Below are 21,945 nucleotides of genomic sequence, written 5' to 3' on the forward strand. Positions count from 1 at the left end.
CCACCAATAAGCATAAGTAGAGAAACGATAGCCTTTGGTGGGATCAAATTTTTCGACACCTCTTTGCATTCCGATAGTACCTTCTTGAATTAAATCTAATAAATCTAAATTACGTTTAAGGTATTTTTTAGCAATAGAAACCACGAGACGTAAATTTGCTTCTACCATTTTACGTTTAGCTTTTTCACCTTGACTAATTTTAATATCAAGATTTTTTTCAGAAATTTTTGCTTCTTCAGCCCATTCTTTTTTTGAAGGTTCATAATTGAGTTTTTTTTTCAAAGTTTCTCGTTTTTTTTCGAGGATAACTAATTCTTGAATATGTTTAGCTAAAATAATCTCCTCTTCTTGAGTTAATAGCGGAATTCGTCCAATTTCTTTTAAATAAATACGGATTGTATCAATGTTTTTAGATAAGGGTTGCATAAAAAATATATCTCTCTACTGGGATTAGTTAATAATATATAAGGAATTAAAATTATACAGAAGAATGCGTTAATGACAGCAAATTTTCAGACTTTTAAGTAATAAAATATCCTTATGGCGAGAAATCAACCTTGTCTAACTCGGATTAGTTACGGCATAATAGGAAAGTTGATCCTTTATCATCATAGAGCATAGGTTTAAGTTTTGTAAAACTTTTTTTTGACGGTTTTTCTGATCCCTGATTTAATTAAAACTTGTGGCAGAATAATAAATGTGTTCTAATATACAAAAAAAAAGAGTCAAAACTATTGATTCATAAAAATTTAATCGGTTTTTCCCAGATGCAAAGGTAGAATAAATGACTGATTTTGACAGTAAAATAATGCAACGTTGCCTTGAGTTAGCGAAAAAAGGGCAAGGTAAAACATCTCCTAATCCTCTTGTGGGTTCAGTCATAGTCAAAGATGGTAAAATTATTGGTGAAGGTTATCATCCGTTGATAGGTAAACCCCATGCCGAAATATTCGCACTACAAGAAGCTGGTTTAAATGCCGAAAATGCCAATGTTTACGTCAATTTAGAGCCTTGTAATCATTATGGGCGTACTCCTCCTTGTACGGAATCTTTAATTAAGGCTAAAGTCAAACAAGTGATAGTGGGAATGATAGATCCAGACTCTCGTGTTTCAGGAAGTGGTATTAAGCGATTGATGGAGGCTGGAATTGATGTGAAAGTCGGTATTGAGGAAGATGCTTGTTTAAAACTTAATGAGGGTTTTATTCATCGTGTAAAATATCAACGCCCTTTTGGTATTTTTAAATATGCCATGACTTTAGATGGTAAAATTGCCACAAATACAGGTCATAGTCAATGGATTACAAGCTCACCTTCTCGAAATTTTGTTCATCATTTAAGAAGTAGTTGTGATGCTATTATTGTTGGTGGTAACACCGTTAGACGTGATAATCCACAGTTAACCACCCATGGAGTAACCAGTCATAATCCTTTACGAGTAATAATGACGAAAACCCTTGATTTACCTTTAAATTGTCAACTTTGGGATGTAAACCAAGCAAAAACCGTTATTTTTACCCTTCCTCAATCTAATTCTATGGTTAAAAGTCAATTATTAGCTCAAGGTGTAGAAATCATCGAAATAGAAGAAATTACTCCTTCTATATTGATGAATAATCTTTATCAACGAGGATTAAATACAGTTTTGTGGGAATGCGGAGGTAACTTAGCCTCCCAAGCAATCTCGTCGGGAAATATACAGAAAGTTTATGCTTTTATTGCACCTAAAATTATCGGCGGTGAAAATGCACCTACACCTATTGGTAATTTGAATATTAATAATATGAATGAGGCATTATTACTTAAAAATAGTGAAATTCAGAAAATAGGTGATGATTTTTTGATAGAATCTTATTTAATATAAGTTTAGTTAAATAATGATAAATCAATGTTATAATCCTAAGTGAATACGTATTTTTTCTTACTAAGAAATTAATGGTTTTGCAAAAAACTTTCTTATTTATCTTTAGTTTAATTATTAGTTTTTTTCTACATATTTATCTAATACCAGCTACTGAAAGCACGACTTTTATAAATGAAAATGGAAAACAAATCTTTGTTGATAATTGTTCACAATGTCATAAATTAAAAAATTTGCAAAAAAAAGATAATTCTTTAAATAAAATTACTAATATTGTTATTAACGGTAAACAAGAGATGCCACCATTTAAAAATATTCTTACTAAAAAAGAAATTAATCAAGTAGCAAATTATGTATTTCAAAAACCTTAAGAAAACTATCAATAATCAAATTTTTAATATTAATAAATAGGAGTAATTTTTTATGCTATTAGGTGCAAGTATTATCACAGTTTCAGCATTATTAGTCTATTTTGTGACAATTATTAACGTAGGAAGAGCAAGAGTAAAATATAATGTAATGCCTCCTGCTATGTCTGGAGATCCTAATTTTGAAAGGGCATTAAGAGTGCAAGAAAATATGTTAGAACAACTTATCTTCTTTTTACCATTAATGTGGATTTTTTCCTATTATGTAAGTGAATTATGGGGAGCAATTTTAGGAGGAATTTGGATTTTAGGAAGAGTTTTATATGCTTGGGGTTACTATCAAGAAGCGAAAAAAAGAACCCTAGGTTTCGGCATTAGTTCATTAAGTGGTATGAGTTTACTTCTGGGTTGTTTAATTTCTTTAGTAATGTTAGGCATTAAAACTATTAATTTTTAAGAAAAAGTCCTATTTCACTTTAAGAAAAATTATAGCTAAATACAACTTATTTGAGATGTTATAAAAGAGCAAAAAAAATTTTGTGACGAGATATTATAGTGGTTTGGTTATTATTCACAAGTCTATTAAAATAATAAAGAGTAAGGTATAAAAAATTATTAAAATTAATCATGAGTAACGAAAATATAGTACTTTTATCTGCTAGAGAAATTGAAAAAATGCGTCAAGCAGGAAAATTAGCAGCACAATTGTTAGAACATTTAGGAAAGATGGTTAAACCGGGTATTAGTACTCATGAACTTGATCAAGAAGCGGAAAAATGGACAAAACAACATGGCGCAAAAAGCGCTCCTTTAGGTTATCATGGCTTTCCTCGCTCAATTTGTACTAGCGTTAATGAAGTAATTTGTCATGGTATTCCTAATAAAAGTCAAATATTGAAAGATGGAGATATTATCAACATTGACGTTACGCCAATTTTAGACGGCTATCATGGAGATACATCGAAAACTTTTTTTGTAGGCACTCCTTCCGATGAGGCAAGACAATTAGTTGAAGTAACAGAAGAATGTCTTTATCGAGGTATAAAAGCTGTACGCCCAGGGGGTAGAATTGGAGATATTGGGGCTGTCATTCAAGAATATGCTGAAAGTTTTGGTTATTCTGTCGTTAGAAATTTTGTAGGTCACGGAATTGGCAGAGTATTTCATACACCCCCTCAAGTGCCTCACTATGGTAAAAAAGGTACAGGGAAAAAAATTCGCCCGGGGATGGTATTTACCATCGAACCTATGATAAATATAGGAACATGGGAAGCTGATGTATTAGAAGATGGTTGGACTGCTTTAACAAAAGATCGTAAATTATCCGCACAATTTGAGCATACCATAGCTGTAACTAGCGGTGGTGTGGAAATTTTAACTCTTAATAATTAATCCACAGGTTGAGTGTAAAATCAAAACCCAACAATCTTTTATTAGTAGTGAAAAAACTAACCAAAATTTATTTTACTATAAGTATAAATCTATTAAAAATATTTTAAGGTGACTAAGTGCCTTAAGCCAACCGATAAGTATTCAGGCAAAATTAATTTTATATAAGCAAGGGGTTAAAACCTCTTGTTATCAAAGGTTAAAGGCAAATAAAATGTACAATTAATTTTACTTTACTTAATATCCTCATGAAGAAAATTTACTCAAGTTTAGCGATTCTTTTATTGATTTTGTGTTCCAATTTTATTTATCCAGCTAACGCCTTCGCTTATACTCAAGAAGAAAAAGTTTTATTACAATCATGGCGCTTGGTAAATGAGGCTTATGTAGATGATACTTTTAATCATCAGAATTGGTGGAGTATTAGGCAAAAATTTATCAAAAAACCCTTACATAATCGAGAAGAAACCTATACTGCCATTAAGGAAATGTTAGCACTTCTTGATGATCCTTATACTCGTCTTTTACCACCAGAAAATTATCATAATTTACAAATTACTACCTCTGGGGAATTATCAGGTATTGGCTTACAAATTAGTATTAATCCTGAAAATAGTCAATTAGAAGTTGTAACACCGTTACCAAGCTCACCGGCGGAATTAGCTGGTATTCAACCACGAGATCAAATTCTAACTATTGATGGTATTAATACTAATACGATAACCTTAGATGAAGCCGCCAATAAAATTAGAGGGGAAATTGGTACTACAGTTATCCTTGAAGTTAAACGCCAAAATGAGTCTAATATTAGAACTTATGAACTAAAGCGCGATCGTCTTTCTTTAAGTGCGGTTAACTCTCACCTAGATAATTCTAACCCTAAAAATCCCGTAGGTTATATCGGTTTAACCCAATTTAGTGCTAACGCTACTCAAGATTTAGCCCATGCTCTAGTAAAATTAGATCAACAAGGTGCAAAAGGCTACATCTTAGATTTACGCAATAATCCGGGAGGTTTATTACAAGCTGGTATCGAAATTGCTCGTTTATGGTTGCAACCGAGTACTATTGTCTATACAGTTAATCGTCAAGGGGTTTTAGACAGTTATGATGCGGATGGAGAGGCTTTAACGGATAAACCTTTAGTAGTATTAGTGAATCAGGGTTCTGCTAGTGCTAGTGAAATTCTTGCAGGAGCATTACAAGATAATCATCGAGGAATTTTAATCGGGGAAAAAACCTTCGGAAAAGGCTTGATTCAATCTTTATTTGAATTGCCAGATGGTGCTGGAATTGCTGTCACAGTAGCAAAATATGAGACTCCTAGCCACAAGGATATTAATAAATTAGGTATCACCCCTGATAAGATTGTAACCCAAGATCCCATCAGTTACTTTGAAATTGGTACAGAAAAAGATCTTCAATATCAGACTGCTATTAGTTTTTTGTCTCAACAATAAGATTTAATTATATTTTTTTTTGAAAGATATAGTAGAAGATTTAATTATTGAAAAACTAAACGAAATTGCGATCACCTGAATCACTCACTATTAATTTTTAGACTTTTTAATAATTTATCAATTATATAACTAATTTTGCTTACTTACCCATTACTTCTCTTGATTAATCATTTTATTTTCAACCTAACGATACTACCAAAGAGATCCGGGAGTTGAAATATTTTTTTGGGGAGGTGCTGAAGGAGTTTTCTTTGGATAATAATTTCTCTGAGGTTTAGTAATATTTTGCTTATGATTAGATAATACTGGAGATTTTTTAGGTACTTGTCTAGCAATTTTAGGGGCATTTTGCTGTGGTTTATATCTAACGACAGGAGATGACGGCTTATAGGTATTTGCTTTAGCTTTTTCCCTAGCGATTTGTTCTGCTTTAGCCTGAGCCTGTAAAATCTTTAAATTATCATCTATTTTGGCAATATTTTTTTCTGATTCTATTATTTGATTACTCACTTGAGAACTAATGAATAAATTACCATCAAATTCGTTTAACTTTGCCTTTAATCCTTCCCATTCAGCTTTTAATTTTTGATATTTATTAGTACTATTAGCTTGTGAAGTTTCTTGACGTAAATTATCCATCTTTTTGACTATTTCTTGAAACTCTAAATTAGCCTTATTTTCTTTATTTATTTTCTCATCAAGTTCCGTTAATTTATTTTCATAAACTTTTAATTCTTCTTGAGCTTGATTATAAACTTTAACATCATTAGGAATTTCTTTGAAATCTTTTATGACTTCTTGTAAATCTTTTTGCTGTGACTGTAAATCATTAATATTTTTAACAGTTTGTTTAGGATTTATTACTTCTTTTCCATCTACTAAGGTTTCATCAAAAATTTTCTGATATTCTTTATCTTTACCACAATTATCTAGTTTTTTACAAATAGCATTAATATGAGGAGCTTGTAAAACTAAACCAATAATGCTTAAACCAAATAGCGTCATTAACAAGAATAAAATAACTTTTTTCAAAGAATTATCTTCATTTTTTTTCTCTTCATTTTTAGTTATATTTTCAGAATATATAGGATATGAATCTTTCTCAAATTTATGATCATTTGATGGTGCAATTAAAATAGTTTTTTCACTTCCTATGCTTTGTTCTGGTTCATTATTTAAAGTTCCAATCTTATTTATTTCATTTAAAACATCCATAGCAGAAGCATATCTTTCATCAGGATATTCCTTTAAAATTTTCTCAAAAATTAACTTAAATTGATCACTAATATTTAGATCTTGAACCCAAGATTGTTTTCGACTATAACTATTAAATAATAACTCTGGTTCTTTTCCCGTTAACAAAACTAAACCAGTTACTCCTAAAGCGTAAATATCACTATTTTGATAACATTGTCCTTTAAATTGTTCTGGTGCAGAATAGCCTATTTTACCAATAATTGTCCCTTTTATTTCTTCATAACCATGATTAATAATTTCTGTCATTTTTTGTTTAACTCCACCAAAATCAATCAAAACAGGTTTATTAATTTCAGTAGAATAAATAATGTTATCAGGAGAAATATCTCGGTGAATTATTTTATTCTCATGAAGATAGTTAATTAAGGGTAATAAATCTTTAAACCATTGGATAATTTCGGCTTCTGAAAATAACCTTTGTTCTCTTTTTCTTTTACAAAGTAATTGCCAATAATTATCTCCTTTAATATATTCTTGAACGATGAAAAAATTATTATTTTCTTGAAACCAATCTAAAAATTTAGGTATTTGAGGATGATTTAATTTAGATAAAATAGAGGCTTCTTGATAAAATAATTCTAAGGATTTTTGATTAAATTCTGTTTTATTATTATGATTGGGCAAAAATTCTTTTAACAGATAATGTTTACGATTTTCTTGTATATTTTCTACTAAATAAGTTCGACTAAAACCTCCTTTTCCTAATTCTTGAATTATCCGATATTTATTTTCTAAAATAGTTTCTTGAGATAAAGGTGTATTGATATTCATGATTAGTTAATTAATTAAAAAAAAGTTATATTAATATTAATAAAGTTTACCAATAAATTCCTCTCTCAGACATTCCGGGAGAGTTATTGATAGGAAAAGATTGCCTTTGATAGTTATTTTTAATGGCATAATGGGGTAATAATAATCGATTCCAACTATCAGTTTTTTTAGTAAATTCTTGTTGACATTTTTCTTTTCTTGCTTTTAAATTATCTTCTGAAGCTATATTTTCTTCATCCAGTAAATAAAATTTTTCAATGAATATTTTTTCATATTTTTCGGGGTTACTACCATAAACAAAACAAACTAAATTAAATAATCTTTTATCATGAGGTGTATGTTCATCCCAACTAGGACTTTTTTCCTTTTCTTTATATAATAATTCATAATATTCTGAAGAATCTAAAACAACTTCTTCTGCAAAATTTTTGTCGTGATTTCGATATAACATTACCGACGCAAATTCATCAACAGTATCTTCTTCCTGCCCCACAGCATTTAATGCTAATGTATCAATTAAAGCGTGTCCTAATTCATGGTAAAATGCGAATATTGTTTCATTAATAGATTTTTCCATCGCTTTTTCTATAGGATATTTTGCCTTTTCATGAAAGAGAAATAAATCATAAGCTGTGTTTTCATAGCAAATAATTATTTCTTTATTTTTATAACTCCAATAAGCATTTGGATCTCCACAATCTTGAAAAGTTACAGGAATATTTTGTCTCATAATTAATCCTGAATTGTTAAGATTATTAATGATTTTGTCAAAAATTTGACTTTCTATAAATATTCTGCGAATTTCTGGATTAGAATTAGTGGGTTCATATTTAATGATAAATTTACCAATATCATCATTATTTTTAGGAAAATTTTGTTTAGTTTCTGCCTTTGGAGATTGAGCTAAAACATTTTTATTTTTATTAAAATCAATACAATTTGACGAGAAAAAAACACTTAATAAGCAAAAACATAAAACTTTAAAAAACGAAAATTTATATAGCCCATTCATAGTATTAAATATTAGTTTAAATTACTTTAATTAAGGTTATCCTTAAGGGCAAATTCAGGGGCAAATTGTAAAAAAGTTTTAATAGGAATTGCCCAACTAGATTGACTCATTATTTCCTTTTGTTCTGGAGTTGCCACACTACCATTTTCAAATATATAGGGATTTCCCCAAGCAGGATATTTATGTCTGCCATTAATGCCAATAATGTCACCTTGAGCATTAAATAAAGGACCGCCACTCATGCCTTTTTGAATATCGTTACTATAGCCTATTTGATAGCCACCTCGAAAAGATAAATCACTAATTAAATCAACTCTTCCACTGGTAAAGGTAAAATTATCGGATTCATAAGGAAAACCTGCCGCATAAACGACTTCATTTACAGATGGTATAGATATTCGGGATAATGAAACTACTTGATAATTATTTTCGCTTTCAAACTCTAATACTCCCAAATCATACTTCTGAAAATTTAATTCTTTAACTACTTTTGCTTGATGAATTTCACCATCAGGAGTGATTATTTTGTAAGATTGATTTTGACTACCAAATAATAAAACATGGTTATTTGTTACTACTTGATAAGTATTTTTTTGTCGATTAATTAAAATCCCTGAACCCGAATTTTCTCCTGATAATACTTTAACCGTGATTGTTCGTGCATTGGTTTTTATTTCTTCTTCTTTTGATTTTATCTTCGGAGTTTTTATCTCTTCTGAATTCAACTGAGAAATAAGTACTTCTTTACATTCAATTCTAGTATCAACACTTTTGACAGGGAGAATATATTGAGTGAAAATACCTGTAAAAAAACAGATTAAACCAAATAAACCCGTAGCTAAAATTTTGCCCATAACATAGGTTTTGATAAGGTAAAAAAGAGAAAAAGTTAGGTTTTAATAGTTTTAAAAAGTAATAAAATATGAAAATATTTGAGAGTAAATATCGATTAATTTGTTTTTAATTCTACCTAACAGATTACAAAAAAAAGTTGGGTTATCAGTTGTTTTACCCAACCTCTTCTTAAAAATTTATTACCATTTAATGCCGGGTGACGAGGTGGGTTTTTGACCAGCATTGGATGGGACAATGATAGGTTCTTCATTTAATCCTGTCGTATTACTACTGTTAGAATTCCCTGAGAGATTTTTAGGGATTTTGGGAGCAGATTCAATATAACTAACTAAATTTAGTGCTAATGATCCGTTTTGAGTTTTCACTAAGTTACTCTGTTTTGTTGCCGTATTTTGTCCTCCAGAAGAACCACTTAATTGCATAGAAGGACCTCCAGCACCATCTCTGGTATTATCAATTTCTGCTAACACTTGGTTCGGATTTTGATCGGGTCGTAAAGTTAACAATACATTATTCCCAGCGCGATCGCAATTAGTTCCCGCACAGATAACATTATAGTTATTAACTCGTCCTGCCACTAAGTAACTAGGTTGAAATTTATTCATTCTTTGAGTCACTTCTAAACAGCGTTGCATGGGAGTATAAGGACCTTGAAAATAGTTACTTTTCCACTTAAATATTTCAACAACACCACCTTGTGTTTGAACATAGGTAGTTGGATTATTATTATTATCTACCGAACACTCAAATTGAATAGATCCAGCTTCGCTAGGAGAAACAAAACTGATGGAGCTACTCACCATGACGAGGGAGAAAATACAAAGAGAAACTTTTTTTGTGGACATAATTTTAAGGTTGAGAATATAGGTTGATGTTGATGTTTAATTCAGATAACGATTTAAGTCCTCTTGGGTTGAACCTGTGATGGGAAAAACCTTTAAACCAGATGAAGTTCCACCACCTTCTCGCTCATAACTAAAAATTTCATATTTAAGAGGAGTCGGTTTTGTGCTTAGAAAAATTTTCCCTTTAGCTTTCAATGTTTCTGGCGGATTTTTCACCATTAAAGCATTTATCTGTTGAGTACGTTTTTCTGGTGCAGGATGACTCCCCCCCTCTGATTGAGCCCCCGGCATTCTTCCTAAAATATCCATAACGGCAATACAACCATTAGGATCAAATCCTGCGGTAACACTATAGATATAGCCATTTTCATCCGCTTCAAATTCTTGAGTTTGACTAATTTCCATTAAACGTTTGTTATAATTAGTCTCGGCTTCTTGTTCAATTTTGGCTTTAATAACTTCAATATTCTGTGCTTTTTGTTGACTTGCACCTCCAAATAATAAACCGCCCAGCTGAAGCAATCCTCCGCCAATACCACCTACTTGTTGACCCGCCGCAGCCATTCCAGTTGCCACTCCAGCACCTATTAAAGCCTGAGTTTGAGCATCTTGTTGTTCAACTATTTTAGCTTTTTCAGCTTTTTCTATTTCTTCTCTTTTAGCTTGTTCTTGTTTTACTGGTCCATAACCTAAATGTTGTCTTGTATGATGTCCCATTTCGTGGGCGATCGCACAGGCTAAAGCGGAGGCGTTACCTTCTAATTGATCCATCAAACCAGCTTCAAAAGTTAGTAAGTTAGTATCAGAAGCATAAGCGTTCACAGCGTAGTTAGAAGTGACAACAATACGCCAAGGTTTGTTATCTAAGCCATTCGCTCTGGCAATTTTATCCACAATGGCATAAACAACAAAATAGTTTTTTGGTAATTCTCTTTGGGCTTTTTGTAAAGGTGTTTCTGAGATGGGAGTTGGTTTGGGTTTTGGTTTTGGTTTAGCGAAGGCTAACAATGGATTCAATAATAAGAATACAAACAATAAACTACCAATGAAATTCCGTGATCTTCTTCTTTTACTCATAGGTATTATTTACTCGTGATAATGCTTAAAAATAATTATAGCACAATGTAACAATTTATATAATGTAGTTAATTACACAATTTACTTGAAGTTTCTTGATCAAGAGATTTTTATACTATCGGAATTTCTCTTTTTTCCCATCAGATTTATTTTACCGCCTAAGAAATAAATTTTTTTATAGATAAAATATATCAAATTGTTTAAATTAAGTTTTATAAAAGTTTTTATTGATAATCAATATAATATTTTTGGGTTAATTTATGCTCTACTTGCTATCATTATTCTATTACCTATATCTCAGTTTTTAAATAATTATTTACCCTTTTTATTAGGAAAAAATATAAAAAATATAAAACCTAATTAATCCTCAATTTATTATTAGATTTCTTCGTAAATATTAACAGTTTTAGCATAAAAAAAAGGAATCCGAATACACAATAAAGTTAATAAAGCAAACATATGTATTGACCAATGTGCCATCGCTAATGCGCAAACGAAGAATATGATAGCGGTAAAAATCGCTAAAACGAGGTGAATGTCTTGATTAGTACGTTGATAAATAAATGCACTAATTATTGTAGTTAAAAATAAAAGCATCATGAATAAAGAAATCATCATCATAATCACCCTAAAAAGTGGCAGAATACAACAGCTAAATAATGTTAATTTAATGTTTTCTTAATATAGATAAAGTAACAGTTTTTTTTGTGTTGATTATTCTTTGTTGTGATTATAAGTTAACATTTTTTTGGAATAAATCAGAATTAAATTCGATACTTATAATTCAATTGTTATAAAACTTTACATCTCTTAATATTCAAATTGTCAAGGAGAAAATATGATTATTTAAGCTAATTTATCTTGATATTTAGTTAACCATTTTTTTAATTCATAAGTTCCTAAACAATCATCTTCATTATAAATTAGAATATAATCTAACCAAATGCGATCGCCCGTTTGTAACCACTGGTCATACCAGAATACACATTGATCTCCCCCTACTTTATCATAATTAGAAAGAGTTTTTCCTGTTTTTGGATTTCGCCAATGAAAACCTAACCAATTAGCAATAGATTTTAAAGAATAGTTTTCCACAGGTAAAAAGAAGGAATTAATAACTGTTTTATGTAAATCAAATAGACGAGATAAAATTGATTTTAATTGTGAAGAAGGAGTTTTATAAAGATAACCTAAACGTTTAATAGTTTCGACTTCATAAGGAGAATAATGAAAAATAGGTGCATTTTCATATTGATTAATAAAAGTAACAAATTCTTGCCAAATATTTTCCTCTTCCTCAATATTTTTCGCTAAAAAAGTATAATATTTCTGTTGTTGAGTTTGATGATTAACTAATAAAACCCCTAATAAATAGTCAAGATTGCGCTCTGGTTCAGCTTCTATGTCAAAATATAATTCAATGTTATTAGTAGGAATTTTGGGTAAAATATTTTTTAAAATTGCTTTAGAGGTAAAAAGAGATTGAGTTTGTTGGTAAATATTATTGGCTATTTCTACATCAAAAACTTGCTTTAAATCAGATAAAGTTACTTGAGAAAGAGAAAAAAAATTGGTGATATTATTCTTGATTAATAACTCTTGTTTTTTTTGACTTATTCCAGGAATTAAAGATAAATTTTGTTGAGATTTAGCTAAACTATAACAACTTTGATACCACTGACAAAACCCACAACGTTGACGAGAAATAAATATTTCAGGCTCATTTTTATTAGCTAACATAGAAACACATTCCCTCACTAAATCCCTTGAAGAAGAAATCCACATATTCAAATTAAGATGATAAGGTTTGTATTTATTTTTCAAAAATATATGAGTTTGGGATAGATTAATACCCTGAATTTGATTTAAAATATCTCCTCCAAAAGCAGACATTATTTTATATTCTGGTTTGATGTTTTTACCCAGAGGAGTATTAACAGGAAAGTAACTCCAATTACCCCAACGAGAAGGAATATTTTGTTTAATCAATAAAGTGGGAAAGGCAATTAAAGTAATTTCTTCTTCTTTTCCTTCATTAATTATGATTGTTTTATGTGCAATAATTCCTTGATAAATACATTCAACTCCTATCGCCATTAAATCTTCTGTCATCAATGCTAGTTTTAAAATATTTTCTGTATCTTTAATTAAAACTTGTGGTTGATAGTAACGTAAATTATAAATTTCTAAAACTCTTTTGCTGTGAAATTCTTTTTCTTGTCTTAACTTTAAAGTAAATTCTTTTTCTGGTTGTTTCTGACTTTCTTCACCATAAACATTAAGGAAAGCTCTCCGATTACAACGTTTATATTGAAACAATAACTCCTCAGTCAGCAACATATATAATTAATAGGTCAAATTTAAGATAAAACAACTAATTATCAATCAATAATTAATCAACAGTTGATCCTTTAGACTAATAGATTATACCACTACAACCTCTCTATTTTTGACAGAAAGGAATTCGACGGTTAAAATAAGATTAAGTTTTGTAAAGTAACCTAGAGAAATGATCATCAAACCTGAAACCATTATCACAACATGGCATCAACTCCAACCTATTTGGCAAGGAGGAGAAGAATTAATTAAAATTGGTTTACCCCATAGTCAATTAGCGCCACCATGGCAGATACTATTATTAGGGGATGGTTCACCTACTAGACATTTAAGATTATTAACCAGTGAGACTATTGAAGTTGACGTAATTGATATGTCATTAATAGGTGATATATTAGACAATGCACCAAAAGGTATCGAAAAAATAACGACTCCAAGACTCAGAAGACAAGTTTGGTTAAAAACTGCCAGTGGAAAAAGATTAGCTTATGCGACTTCTTGGTGGAATGGGAATAATGTTGATGAATATTTACAAAATCGCAGTTTACCGATATGGGAAAGTTTAGCTAAGTTACATACAGAATTATATCGAGATATTCAAGGAATTTATTACGGAAAATCTGAGGCTTTAGAAGAAGGTTTTGGAGAGGAAGGTGCATTTTGGGGAAGACATTATTTATTTTGGCATCGTGGTAAACCATTGACTCTTATCTATGAAGTTTTTTCTCCCTATTTATCTAAGTATTTAGGTAAGATGAAAATGGATGATTAATAATTCCTAATCTTGACTACAGTAGTTATGATAAATTCAGATAAAATAAATGTTATAAAGTTGGCAGTATAAAAGACATCTCCAGAAATGAAACCTTAAATCAATTTCAATATCGAAATCATGAAATTAATATAGTGTATTATGATTTTCAATCCTATCAAAATAATTATTGGAGAAGTCTAAAGATTATAGGAATTAACAATTAAATTTGTTATAGATTGACAGTTTGCATTTCACCTGACACCTGATACCTGATACCTGATACCTGATACCTGATACCTGACACCTGATACCTGATTCTTGATGTTTCAAATAACTCGTCGTCGTTTAGCAATTTGGTACACTACTGTAACGGCAGTGTTATTAATTATTTTTGCGGTGGGAATTTATGGTTATGTTTATAAAACTTTAATTGATAGAATTGATGATACTTTAAAACACGTTATCGAAATTATTGAACCATCTTTAATAGTAGATGAAGTTAGCATTAATGACGGTAAATATCGAGTTAATTTAGAAGCTAGTTTTTATCAACATCCTAACACCACAAATCAAGTAGAAGATGACCATATTGATTTAGAATGGTTTAGTCCTAATGGTGAATTATTATGGCAAACTTTAGATGAATCTTTACCTATTCCTCTTTCCTTTAATTCGGGAGGAAAAACTATTCGCATTTCTGATGATTATTTATTAAGACAAATAACCAAAAGAGTAGAAATGGGGCGTTATATCTTAGGATATTTAAGGGTAAGTCATCCTTTATTTGATGTTATTAAACCTATTCAACAATTAATTATTGACTTAAGTTTAGGCATAATTTTAATGATTATTTCTGTAGCAGGAATCGGCTGGTTTTTATCAGGAATTGCCATTAAACCTGTTATCGAATCTTATCAAAGTTTAAAGCAATTTACCGCCGATGCTTCCCATGAATTAAGAAATCCTATTGCTACCATAAAAACTAATATTCAAAGTTTATTATCTTATCCAGAAATTGATTCTCAAACTCAACAAAAACAGTTAAAAATTGTAGAAAGATTAACAGAAAGATTAAACAATTTAGTTAATGATTTATTATTTTTAGCTAGAAGTGATAGCGGTATTATTAAATCTAATTTTGCACCTATTCCCCTTGATGCTTTACTATTAGAAGTAGTAGAAGAACAAAAAATTATTGCACAACAAAAAAATATTAATTTATCTTTAGATATTCTTAATGATGAGTCGTTATCAGAAAATTTGTTTATGATTAATGGTGATTGGATAGAAATTAGTCGTTTATTTACTAATATTATCAGTAATAGTATTATTCATGGTTTTTCTTCTGATATAAAGGAAATAGCAACCATAAAAGTTACTTTAGAATTGATTAAAAAACAACATAAATTATTTTATCAAATTACTGTTAAAGATAATGGTATCGGTATTAATGAATCTATTTTACCTCATCTTTTTGATCGATTTTATCGAGGAGATTTTGCTCGTAGTCGTGGTAATAGTAATTATAATTCTAGCACAGGTTTAGGATTAGCGATCGCCTTAGCCATTGTCGAAAATCATCAAGGAAAAATCAAGGTAGAAAGTAGTATTAATAAAGGTAGTAATTTTATAATTCATCTTCCTCAATTTAATTAAAATTTCGTAAATCTTATACACTGTAGGGGATAAAAAAAATAAAATCATCTATCTACTAGGAATTTGTAACTGATGGTTAAATTGATCACAATTAGTATTAAAATATTTGTTATTATATGGAATAAGTAGAAAGATAAATTTATCAACTATTTTTTTATTAACAAAGTCAACTAACTAATTTAACAAATCTATGGAAGCTGGTGAACCGTCTAGGAAAAAGAAAACCACTAGACAAATGAGTATAGAAATTATTGGTACAGCTATCGCCTTTACAACTCTAACTATACCAATTTTATTAATAACTAATTTTTCAGATAACACTAACTCCAACTCTCCCCCTTCTAAAAGTGTTTTAGTCTTTCCACGATGACATTTTCTTGATAGTGGGAAAAGATTTTATTGTCATGTTAGCTTTAACGTGACAACTTTTAAATCAAGACTTGAGAATTTTAGTGCTTAGTATCAAAATGGGTCGCCTGAGATTCGAACTCAGGACCAATCAGTTAAAAGCCGAGTGCTCTACCGCTGAGCTAGCGACCCCTTTTTGGTTGCTTTTTTCACAACAATAACCAGTATAACTTAGATTTTTTAAAAAAGCAAGGGTAATTAATAATTTATTTGAGAGATTTCTGGTTATTGTTGACGGAGTGAGAAGATATATCAATAATTACGTCAGGCATGATGTCTTGACCGAAAACTGCACCTGAGCTATGATGTTCATAAATCTCTGATGTTGGTAAATTTTCAAGATTATGGTGTATGTGTGGATCTTCGTTAGGTAATAATTTAAGTAAAAATAAGGGTAATAAACTGGATAAGTTAGTAATTAACAACAGTAACCAAAGATTATCAAAATTAGTTTGTGTTACTCCTAACCAGTGAGTAAGTAATGCACCTAACTCATGAGAAAGTAATCCTGCTAAATTCCAAATCGACATTAATAAAGCGAAAAAACTCGCTTCGATTCCTTCAGGGCAAAGACGAGCTGACAAAACCAATACAGGCATAAAGGCAATTTGTCCCATTACCGTTAAAATAAGGCTATCTCCTAAGCTAAACCAATGATCATCAATACCTAAACTGCGGTTAAAATGGGTAACTAATATAAGGCTTGTCATGCCTAACAGGGAAGATAACACCACACACCAACCTAACATCATTCGGAAGGGAATTTGTTTTAACCATTTTTGATAACAAAATATACCTATTAGTGCGGCTAAACTGGTAATTAATCTTATTCTACCTAAAAATTCGGGAGTGAATCCTAATTCATTGGTTGAGAAGAAGAAAAAGGCAGAATCGGCACTAGGTGTACCTTGCCATAAAGCGATAAAGATAACAGGTGCAAGAATAGATTTTTGGGTGATGGTTTGCCATAGTTGTTTAATTTGCCCTTTAAACGGATTAGATAGGGGTTTTTTTTCCATGGGTTTTTCTATAATTAATCCTGCAATGGCTGTTACTAATAGAGGAAAAGTTGCGGTAATTAAAAATACTTGATTGTTACTAAAATGTTGTAATAATGCACCACTAAAGTAGGCAGTGATTAATCCTCCTAAAGCAGACGCCCCCCATGTTACGGATTGTAAAGAGCCAGATTTAGCTAAAGATTCAGTTTTTGCCCTTTCTACTACTACCGAGTCAACGATAACGTCACTTATGGCAACGGATAAAGAAGTAAATAAAATGGCAATAGTCGCACTCCAAGCATTATTGACTATTGTACCTAAAGCTAACCACGCCAATGCTCCTAAAATACCAGAGAGAAATAAATAACTGCGACGGCGATAACCAAATAAGGGTTTACCATCACTCAAAAAACCGATAATCGGCTTTGTTACCCAAGGAATAGCCGCAATACCCATTAAGGCGGAAACTTGTGCTGGAGATAACATTAACTCGTCTTTGAGGAAGAAACTAACGGCAAGTCTAGCTAATCCTAAAATACCTTGCACAAAATAGACAATGAGGATAGCGGTAAATTCTGGGGTTAATTTATTGCCAAATAATAACTTCTCTTCAATGTATTCTTTGATTTTAGTCTGTTGATAAATATTAATAAACATTAATTATCTTTAAGTTTTATTTCGTTATCTATCTTAGCGTGACTTTTTGATAGGTTGAGTTAATGATAATTATAGGTTTTGAAAAAAATCTTGTGATAAAGGTAGGGTATAGAAAACATACTGATAAATAAAACTGTCAATTTTGGTATTAAAAATAAATATAAGTAGGCAGAAGGTAATAGGTAACAAAGATTATTAGTTATTTTTATTAATTTTAAAATATACAATCTAACTTCTATTTCTCAACTTCTATTTCTCAACTTTTATTTCTCAACTTTTATTTCTCAACTCCCTATCTCCCTATCTCCCTATCTCCCTATCTCCCTATCTCCGAATTTACTTAAATCCTGCACCATATTGCAACATATCTAACCAACGATGATAATAATATTTTTGTTGAGAGGTGAGGTTTTTGGTGAGAGGTTGTAAAGACTTACCCACAGGATATAAACTGCTATAAATGCCTAAATTTGTGTAGTGTTTTAACCAGTCGAGAAAGATAGGTAAGCCGACTTGGGGTAATAACGGTAACACTAATTTGGGATTAACGAGGGGGAGGGTTTTCGTTAAGCCTGAAAATTGCACCACATCCTGCAAAAATGGTTTTAAAACATCATCTCCTAGTTTATCCATAACTTGAAATACGCCACTCATTAAGTCGTTGATTTGATTAGGATTTGCTTGAATATCAACGCCAACACTCATGGTTTTCTGAAATAGCCATGTAACGGAGATATTTGGTTGATAAGGTTGAATTAAGGCTAAATCCGAAGCGCTTAGATTATTTCCTGATAAAGCCTCGTCAATGGCGTTAGTTAAACGACTTAGATGACGCATCATCGCACCAAAACCCCCAAAACTGACAGGAGATTGACTGCCACTACTATCTCCCACTGTTAAGATTCTATCCCATTTAATTTTAATAGGGCTTTGACTATAGGCAGGAAAAAATCCGAATAAAAATCGCTTAAAATCGATGGCTTCTAAATCTATTTGTTGATATTCTGGTAAAAGTCGCAAATATTCAGTCATTAACTCCGTTAAACTTATTCTGTCGGGGTGTGAGTCAACGTAAGTAAATAAATAAGTAGTGCGCCCATCTTTTGCTGGAAAAGCCTCCCAAAAATATTGACATTGATTTTGAATGGGTGTAAAAGAAGCAATTAAATCTCCTGTTTCATTATCACTAAATCCTTTACCACAACTACCCACAACTAAACAAACTCCTTCTGGTTTTTCTCCTTTTCTTACTTGTTTAATAATCGGGGAAAAATGTCCCATACTATCAATTAATAATCTTGTTTTTAATGGTTGTTTATCTGTATTTACTATTACACCATTTTCGCTAACCATTGCATTATTAAAAGCTGTATTTTCTAAGATAATTCCTCCTAATTGTAAAAACTTTTCTTGAATTATACTAATTAATAATTTTGGACTAACTCCCACATTTAACACGTCTTTAATCCATAATTCATACCCTTGATGAAAACTGATTCTAGCAGGATTATATTCCGTAAAAATAATCATTTCTAATTCATTAGGGGTGAGTAATTCTAACTCTAATAAACAGTTTAATTCATGACGAGAAATATTCCATTCTTGCTCTCTTCCTTGTAAAATACTTTTCTCAATTACACCAATTTTATAGCCTTTTTTTTGTAATGTTGTTGCTAAAAATATTCCTAATGTGCCACCACAAATAATCACATCAAAATGAACATCTTTGAGGATTTCTTTATTAGTATTAATTACTGTTTTTATCGGTTGATTATCATGGCGTAAATTGTACCACATTTTGTCTGCGATCGCCAATTTTTTACGGGTATCTTCAGGTAATAGAGAAATCATAAATTTGAGGTTAATTTTATTGACAATAGTTATTAATATTATTAACTAAATCTTTTTGTTTTTGAGATAAATTGATAATATCTTGTTTATAATTAATGGCTTTTTCGGTATCTTTAGTTTGAAAAGCTGTGACAAAATTTCTAGTTAATGTGCCATAAGTTTGGTAAATTATAGCTAAATTTTTACTATATTCTATTAATTGCTCATCTCGAAAATTTTTAGCTAGTATTTGTTGTGCTGATTTATCGAAAATATCTGCTATTTCTAATATTTTATTAGTATCTTTTGTGGTTAAATTATTTTGAGTTTCTTCCGCTAATTTAGTACTTATTTTAATAACCTCACGACAATCTGATACTTTACTATTAAAACACCCTGATAACCCAAAATTAATAGTAATAATAAGCAATAATAATTTAAAATAATAGAGATATTTAATCATCTGGTTATGTTTTTTATAACTTTAATTAATAATCAAAAAATGTTGGTTTTAAAATAAAAAAAATTATTCAAAATAATAATCTTATTTACCAATGCAAAAACGGCTAAAAATACGCTCTAAAACTGACTCTGTTACCTCCTCCCCCGTGATTTCTCCTAATGCTTGAATAGCAATGCGTAAATCAATAGTCCAAAAATCCAGAGGTAATGTATTTTCAATGGTTTCTTCTACTTGCATTAGTGCTAATTTTACACGAGTTAAAGCCGCCGCCTGTCTTTGATTGATGGCAATATCTAAATCTTGTGCTATGGTTTCCCCTGTGTGAATTGTCTTTACTATGGCATTTTCTAAGGCTTCTATACCTTGATTAATCGCTACGGCAGTTTTGACTACCTGTTTAATTTCAATGGGATATTTAACCATTCTTGAAGCTATGGCAATATCGGTTTTATTAATCACTAAAATCAAGTTTAAATCTCGAATTTGTTGATAAATTTCTTGATCTTCTTGTGTCCATCCTACAGTAGCATCTATAGTAAAAAGTATTAAATCTGCTTGTGATACTGCTTTAAGCGATCGCTCTACACCTATTTTCTCTACAGTGTCTTGGGTTTCTCTAATTCCTGCGGTGTCTAAGACTTGAATAGGGATACCTTGCACCACTAAGTGAGATTCTACCACATCACGAGTAGTTCCGGGCAATTCTGTCACGATAGCCCTATCACTTTTACTCCAAGCATTCAATAAACTAGATTTCCCCACATTTGGGCGCCCAACAATGGCAACTTTGATACCACTGCGTAACAATTCTCCTTGATCTTTAGTGGCTAAAATATGCTTAACTTTAGTTAAATTATCCTGTAAATCTTGTTTAATCTGAGCTTCATTTAAAAGTGGTAAATCGTCTTCAAAGTCAATTCTAGCCTCTACTTCTGCCAAAATATCTAACAAAGAATTACGCATTTTACGAATGGGTTGTGCTAATTTTCCTCGTAATCCTGAATTAGCAAAATGGGCGGCTTGGGGAGATTTTGCCCCGACAATGTCAGCAATACTTTCAGCTTGGGTTAAATCAATTCTACCGTTTAAAAAGGCTCTAAAGGTAAATTCTCCTGCATTAGCTAACCTTGCCCCAAATTCTAAACATAATTCTAATACTTGTTGCACTGGAATTATACCACCATGACAGTGAAATTCGATGACATCCTCCCTAGTAAAAGAGCGAGGTGATAGCATTAATAAGACTAAAACTTCGTCAATAATTTGTTTTGTGTCAGGATTTTTGATATAACCGTAAAGGATTTGATGAGATTGCCATGACGGTTTCCCTTGAGGTTTAAAAATTTTTTGGGTAATTTCTAATGCCGTTACACCACTTAATCTGATAATACCTATACTACCTTGATTTAATACTACCGCCGAAGCGATCGCTACAATAGTTTCTTGTTGAATTATTTTTTTCACGACACTATCTAAAAGGAAAAAAAAGCAAAAAGCAAATAGTAAAATCATCAAATAATTAAAAATTAATATTTAATCAATTATTGCCTCTTGCTTTATTCAATTGCTGATTGTTAATTGTCAATTATTATCTAGCTTTGTTTTTTTAAGAATTTTTGTGCTTGATTAATAGCTAATGCACCGATATTATAAATTGCCCAACCACCTGCTACCGCTAAAGGCAATGCAACGATTAATATTCTCCAATCCATTTTTTTATACTCCAGTTTTTATAATTGTCTTCATTAGAAAAATGATAACATTTGTTGCAATCATTAAACAGGAGAATTATTAGTTTAATATCGGTACTTAAACAAAAATTATGCCCAAACAAAGCCCAAACTTGCTTTATAATTAGTAAATACCTCAATATTATCTTTTAACCATTGAAAAAAGCGAAAAGATATGGCGGTGCGAAACGCTTCTAAGGCTTGACCAAAAGTA

General features: G+C 30.8%; 21 protein-coding genes and 1 tRNA gene. 8 read left to right on the plus strand and 14 right to left on the minus strand.

What is annotated here, in order from left to right:
* A partial coding sequence (locus tag ACEW8E_RS06305; protein WP_373479487.1) for a sigma-70 family RNA polymerase sigma factor occupies positions 1-426 on the minus strand: 426 nt, incomplete at its 3' end.
* Between the two features lie 358 nt (positions 427-784).
* Here ACEW8E_RS06305 and ribD point away from each other — a divergent pair.
* From ribD to ctpA, 5 genes are all read left to right on the plus strand, one after another.
* Positions 785-1,864, plus strand: a complete 1,080-nt coding sequence (gene ribD, locus ACEW8E_RS06310) for a bifunctional diaminohydroxyphosphoribosylaminopyrimidine deaminase/5-amino-6-(5-phosphoribosylamino)uracil reductase RibD (protein WP_373479488.1) — start codon at positions 785-787, stop codon at positions 1,862-1,864.
* A gap of 71 nt (positions 1,865-1,935) precedes the next feature.
* The gene (locus ACEW8E_RS06315; protein WP_373479489.1) at positions 1,936-2,232 is read left to right on the plus strand and encodes a c-type cytochrome; all 297 of its coding nucleotides are present in this window, start codon (positions 1,936-1,938) and stop codon (positions 2,230-2,232) included.
* A 52-nt stretch (positions 2,233-2,284) separates the two neighbouring features.
* Positions 2,285-2,686, plus strand: coding sequence for an MAPEG family protein (locus ACEW8E_RS06320; RefSeq protein ID WP_373479490.1), 402 nt, complete (start codon positions 2,285-2,287; stop codon positions 2,684-2,686).
* 170 nt (positions 2,687-2,856) lie between these two features.
* Positions 2,857-3,621: a type I methionyl aminopeptidase gene (gene map / locus ACEW8E_RS06325; RefSeq protein ID WP_373479491.1), complete on the plus strand. Its 765-nt coding sequence runs from the start codon at positions 2,857-2,859 to the stop codon at positions 3,619-3,621.
* Between the two features lie 239 nt (positions 3,622-3,860).
* Entirely contained in the window at positions 3,861-5,078 is a 1,218-nt protein-coding gene (gene ctpA / locus ACEW8E_RS06330; protein WP_373479507.1) for a carboxyl-terminal processing protease CtpA, read from the plus strand.
* A gap of 192 nt (positions 5,079-5,270) precedes the next feature.
* Here the strand turns inward: ctpA and ACEW8E_RS06335 are convergent, their stop codons facing one another.
* The 7 genes from ACEW8E_RS06335 to ACEW8E_RS06365 all read right to left on the minus strand — a co-directional run bounded on the left by ACEW8E_RS06335 (position 5,271) and on the right by ACEW8E_RS06365 (position 13,235).
* Positions 5,271-7,106, minus strand: coding sequence for a protein kinase (locus ACEW8E_RS06335; RefSeq protein ID WP_373479492.1), 1,836 nt, complete (start codon positions 7,104-7,106; stop codon positions 5,271-5,273).
* Between the two features lie 46 nt (positions 7,107-7,152).
* Positions 7,153-8,118: a DUF4344 domain-containing metallopeptidase gene (locus ACEW8E_RS06340; RefSeq protein ID WP_373479493.1), complete on the minus strand. Its 966-nt coding sequence runs from the start codon at positions 8,116-8,118 to the stop codon at positions 7,153-7,155.
* A 26-nt stretch (positions 8,119-8,144) separates the two neighbouring features.
* Positions 8,145-8,972, minus strand: a complete 828-nt coding sequence (locus tag ACEW8E_RS06345) for a serine protease (protein ID WP_373479494.1) — start codon at positions 8,970-8,972, stop codon at positions 8,145-8,147.
* Between the two features lie 180 nt (positions 8,973-9,152).
* Positions 9,153-9,818, minus strand: coding sequence for a COP23 domain-containing protein (locus ACEW8E_RS06350; RefSeq protein ID WP_373479495.1), 666 nt, complete (start codon positions 9,816-9,818; stop codon positions 9,153-9,155).
* A gap of 36 nt (positions 9,819-9,854) precedes the next feature.
* Positions 9,855-10,895 (minus strand): M48 family metalloprotease, encoded by a 1,041-nt coding sequence (locus tag ACEW8E_RS06355; protein WP_373479496.1) that lies wholly within the window; start codon positions 10,893-10,895, stop codon positions 9,855-9,857.
* A gap of 378 nt (positions 10,896-11,273) precedes the next feature.
* On the minus strand, positions 11,274-11,516 hold the full coding sequence (locus tag ACEW8E_RS06360) for a hypothetical protein (RefSeq protein ID WP_373479497.1): 243 nt from the start codon (positions 11,514-11,516) through the stop codon (positions 11,274-11,276).
* Between the two features lie 225 nt (positions 11,517-11,741).
* On the minus strand, positions 11,742-13,235 hold the full coding sequence (locus ACEW8E_RS06365) for a TM0106 family RecB-like putative nuclease (RefSeq protein ID WP_373479498.1): 1,494 nt from the start codon (positions 13,233-13,235) through the stop codon (positions 11,742-11,744).
* A 169-nt stretch (positions 13,236-13,404) separates the two neighbouring features.
* On the opposite strand from ACEW8E_RS06365, the gene ACEW8E_RS06370 reads away from it, so the two are divergent.
* The 3 genes from ACEW8E_RS06370 (at position 13,405) to ACEW8E_RS06380 (ending at position 16,012) form a co-directional block, all read left to right on the plus strand.
* Positions 13,405-14,004, plus strand: a complete 600-nt coding sequence (locus ACEW8E_RS06370; RefSeq protein WP_373479499.1) for a chorismate lyase — start codon at positions 13,405-13,407, stop codon at positions 14,002-14,004.
* A gap of 303 nt (positions 14,005-14,307) precedes the next feature.
* Positions 14,308-15,642, plus strand: coding sequence for a sensor histidine kinase (locus tag ACEW8E_RS06375; protein WP_373479500.1), 1,335 nt, complete (start codon positions 14,308-14,310; stop codon positions 15,640-15,642).
* A 190-nt stretch (positions 15,643-15,832) separates the two neighbouring features.
* Positions 15,833-16,012 carry a hypothetical protein gene (locus ACEW8E_RS06380; protein ID WP_373479501.1) on the plus strand — a complete coding sequence of 60 codons (180 nt, stop codon included), beginning with the start codon at positions 15,833-15,835 and terminating at the stop codon, positions 16,010-16,012.
* A 98-nt stretch (positions 16,013-16,110) separates the two neighbouring features.
* Here ACEW8E_RS06380 and ACEW8E_RS06385 read toward each other — a convergent pair.
* The 6 genes from ACEW8E_RS06385 to ACEW8E_RS06410 form a co-directional block, all read right to left on the minus strand.
* A tRNA-Lys gene (locus ACEW8E_RS06385) sits at positions 16,111-16,182 on the minus strand.
* A 74-nt stretch (positions 16,183-16,256) separates the two neighbouring features.
* The gene (locus ACEW8E_RS06390; protein WP_373479502.1) at positions 16,257-17,708 is read right to left on the minus strand and encodes a folate/biopterin family MFS transporter; all 1,452 of its coding nucleotides are present in this window, start codon (positions 17,706-17,708) and stop codon (positions 16,257-16,259) included.
* 336 nt (positions 17,709-18,044) lie between these two features.
* Entirely contained in the window at positions 18,045-19,559 is a 1,515-nt protein-coding gene (locus ACEW8E_RS06395) for an FAD-binding oxidoreductase (RefSeq protein WP_373479503.1), read from the minus strand.
* A 16-nt stretch (positions 19,560-19,575) separates the two neighbouring features.
* Positions 19,576-20,001 (minus strand): hypothetical protein, encoded by a 426-nt coding sequence (locus ACEW8E_RS06400; protein ID WP_373479504.1) that lies wholly within the window; start codon positions 19,999-20,001, stop codon positions 19,576-19,578.
* 81 nt (positions 20,002-20,082) lie between these two features.
* Positions 20,083-21,513 (minus strand): tRNA uridine-5-carboxymethylaminomethyl(34) synthesis GTPase MnmE, encoded by a 1,431-nt coding sequence (gene mnmE / locus ACEW8E_RS06405; protein WP_373479505.1) that lies wholly within the window; start codon positions 21,511-21,513, stop codon positions 20,083-20,085.
* Between the two features lie 80 nt (positions 21,514-21,593).
* Positions 21,594-21,713: a photosystem II protein Y gene (locus ACEW8E_RS06410; protein ID WP_373479506.1), complete on the minus strand. Its 120-nt coding sequence runs from the start codon at positions 21,711-21,713 to the stop codon at positions 21,594-21,596.
* Between the last annotated feature and the right edge of the window lie 232 nt (positions 21,714-21,945).

The sequence above is a fragment of the Geminocystis sp. genome (assembly GCF_041753295.1).
GTDB lineage: Bacteria > Cyanobacteriota > Cyanobacteriia > Cyanobacteriales > Cyanobacteriaceae > Geminocystis.

Bases quoted from the DNA above. Each gene is read 5' to 3' on its own strand.
- ACEW8E_RS06355 (WP_373479496.1), bottom strand. From the start codon at position 10,895: ATGAGTAAAAGAAGAAGATCACGGAATTTCATTGGTAGTTTATTGTTT.
- ACEW8E_RS06360 (WP_373479497.1), bottom strand. From the start codon at position 11,516: ATGATGATGATTTCTTTATTCATGATGCTTTTATTTTTAACTACAATA.
- ACEW8E_RS06345 (WP_373479494.1), bottom strand. From the start codon at position 8,972: ATGGGCAAAATTTTAGCTACGGGTTTATTTGGTTTAATCTGTTTTTTT.
- ACEW8E_RS06390 (WP_373479502.1), bottom strand. From the start codon at position 17,708: ATGTTTATTAATATTTATCAACAGACTAAAATCAAAGAATACATTGAA.
- mnmE (WP_373479505.1), bottom strand. From the start codon at position 21,513: ATGATTTTACTATTTGCTTTTTGCTTTTTTTTCCTTTTAGATAGTGTC.
- ACEW8E_RS06350 (WP_373479495.1), bottom strand. From the start codon at position 9,818: ATGTCCACAAAAAAAGTTTCTCTTTGTATTTTCTCCCTCGTCATGGTG.
- ACEW8E_RS06410 (WP_373479506.1), bottom strand. From the start codon at position 21,713: ATGGATTGGAGAATATTAATCGTTGCATTGCCTTTAGCGGTAGCAGGT.
- ACEW8E_RS06370 (WP_373479499.1), top strand. From the start codon at position 13,405: ATGATCATCAAACCTGAAACCATTATCACAACATGGCATCAACTCCAA.
- ACEW8E_RS06400 (WP_373479504.1), bottom strand. From the start codon at position 20,001: ATGATTAAATATCTCTATTATTTTAAATTATTATTGCTTATTATTACT.
- ACEW8E_RS06380 (WP_373479501.1), top strand. From the start codon at position 15,833: ATGGAAGCTGGTGAACCGTCTAGGAAAAAGAAAACCACTAGACAAATG.
- ACEW8E_RS06335 (WP_373479492.1), bottom strand. From the start codon at position 7,106: ATGAATATCAATACACCTTTATCTCAAGAAACTATTTTAGAAAATAAA.
- ribD (WP_373479488.1), top strand. From the start codon at position 785: ATGACTGATTTTGACAGTAAAATAATGCAACGTTGCCTTGAGTTAGCG.
- ACEW8E_RS06395 (WP_373479503.1), bottom strand. From the start codon at position 19,559: ATGATTTCTCTATTACCTGAAGATACCCGTAAAAAATTGGCGATCGCA.
- ACEW8E_RS06315 (WP_373479489.1), top strand. From the start codon at position 1,936: ATGGTTTTGCAAAAAACTTTCTTATTTATCTTTAGTTTAATTATTAGT.
- map (WP_373479491.1), top strand. From the start codon at position 2,857: ATGAGTAACGAAAATATAGTACTTTTATCTGCTAGAGAAATTGAAAAA.
- ACEW8E_RS06365 (WP_373479498.1), bottom strand. From the start codon at position 13,235: ATGTTGCTGACTGAGGAGTTATTGTTTCAATATAAACGTTGTAATCGG.
- ACEW8E_RS06340 (WP_373479493.1), bottom strand. From the start codon at position 8,118: ATGAATGGGCTATATAAATTTTCGTTTTTTAAAGTTTTATGTTTTTGC.
- ACEW8E_RS06320 (WP_373479490.1), top strand. From the start codon at position 2,285: ATGCTATTAGGTGCAAGTATTATCACAGTTTCAGCATTATTAGTCTAT.
- ACEW8E_RS06375 (WP_373479500.1), top strand. From the start codon at position 14,308: ATGTTTCAAATAACTCGTCGTCGTTTAGCAATTTGGTACACTACTGTA.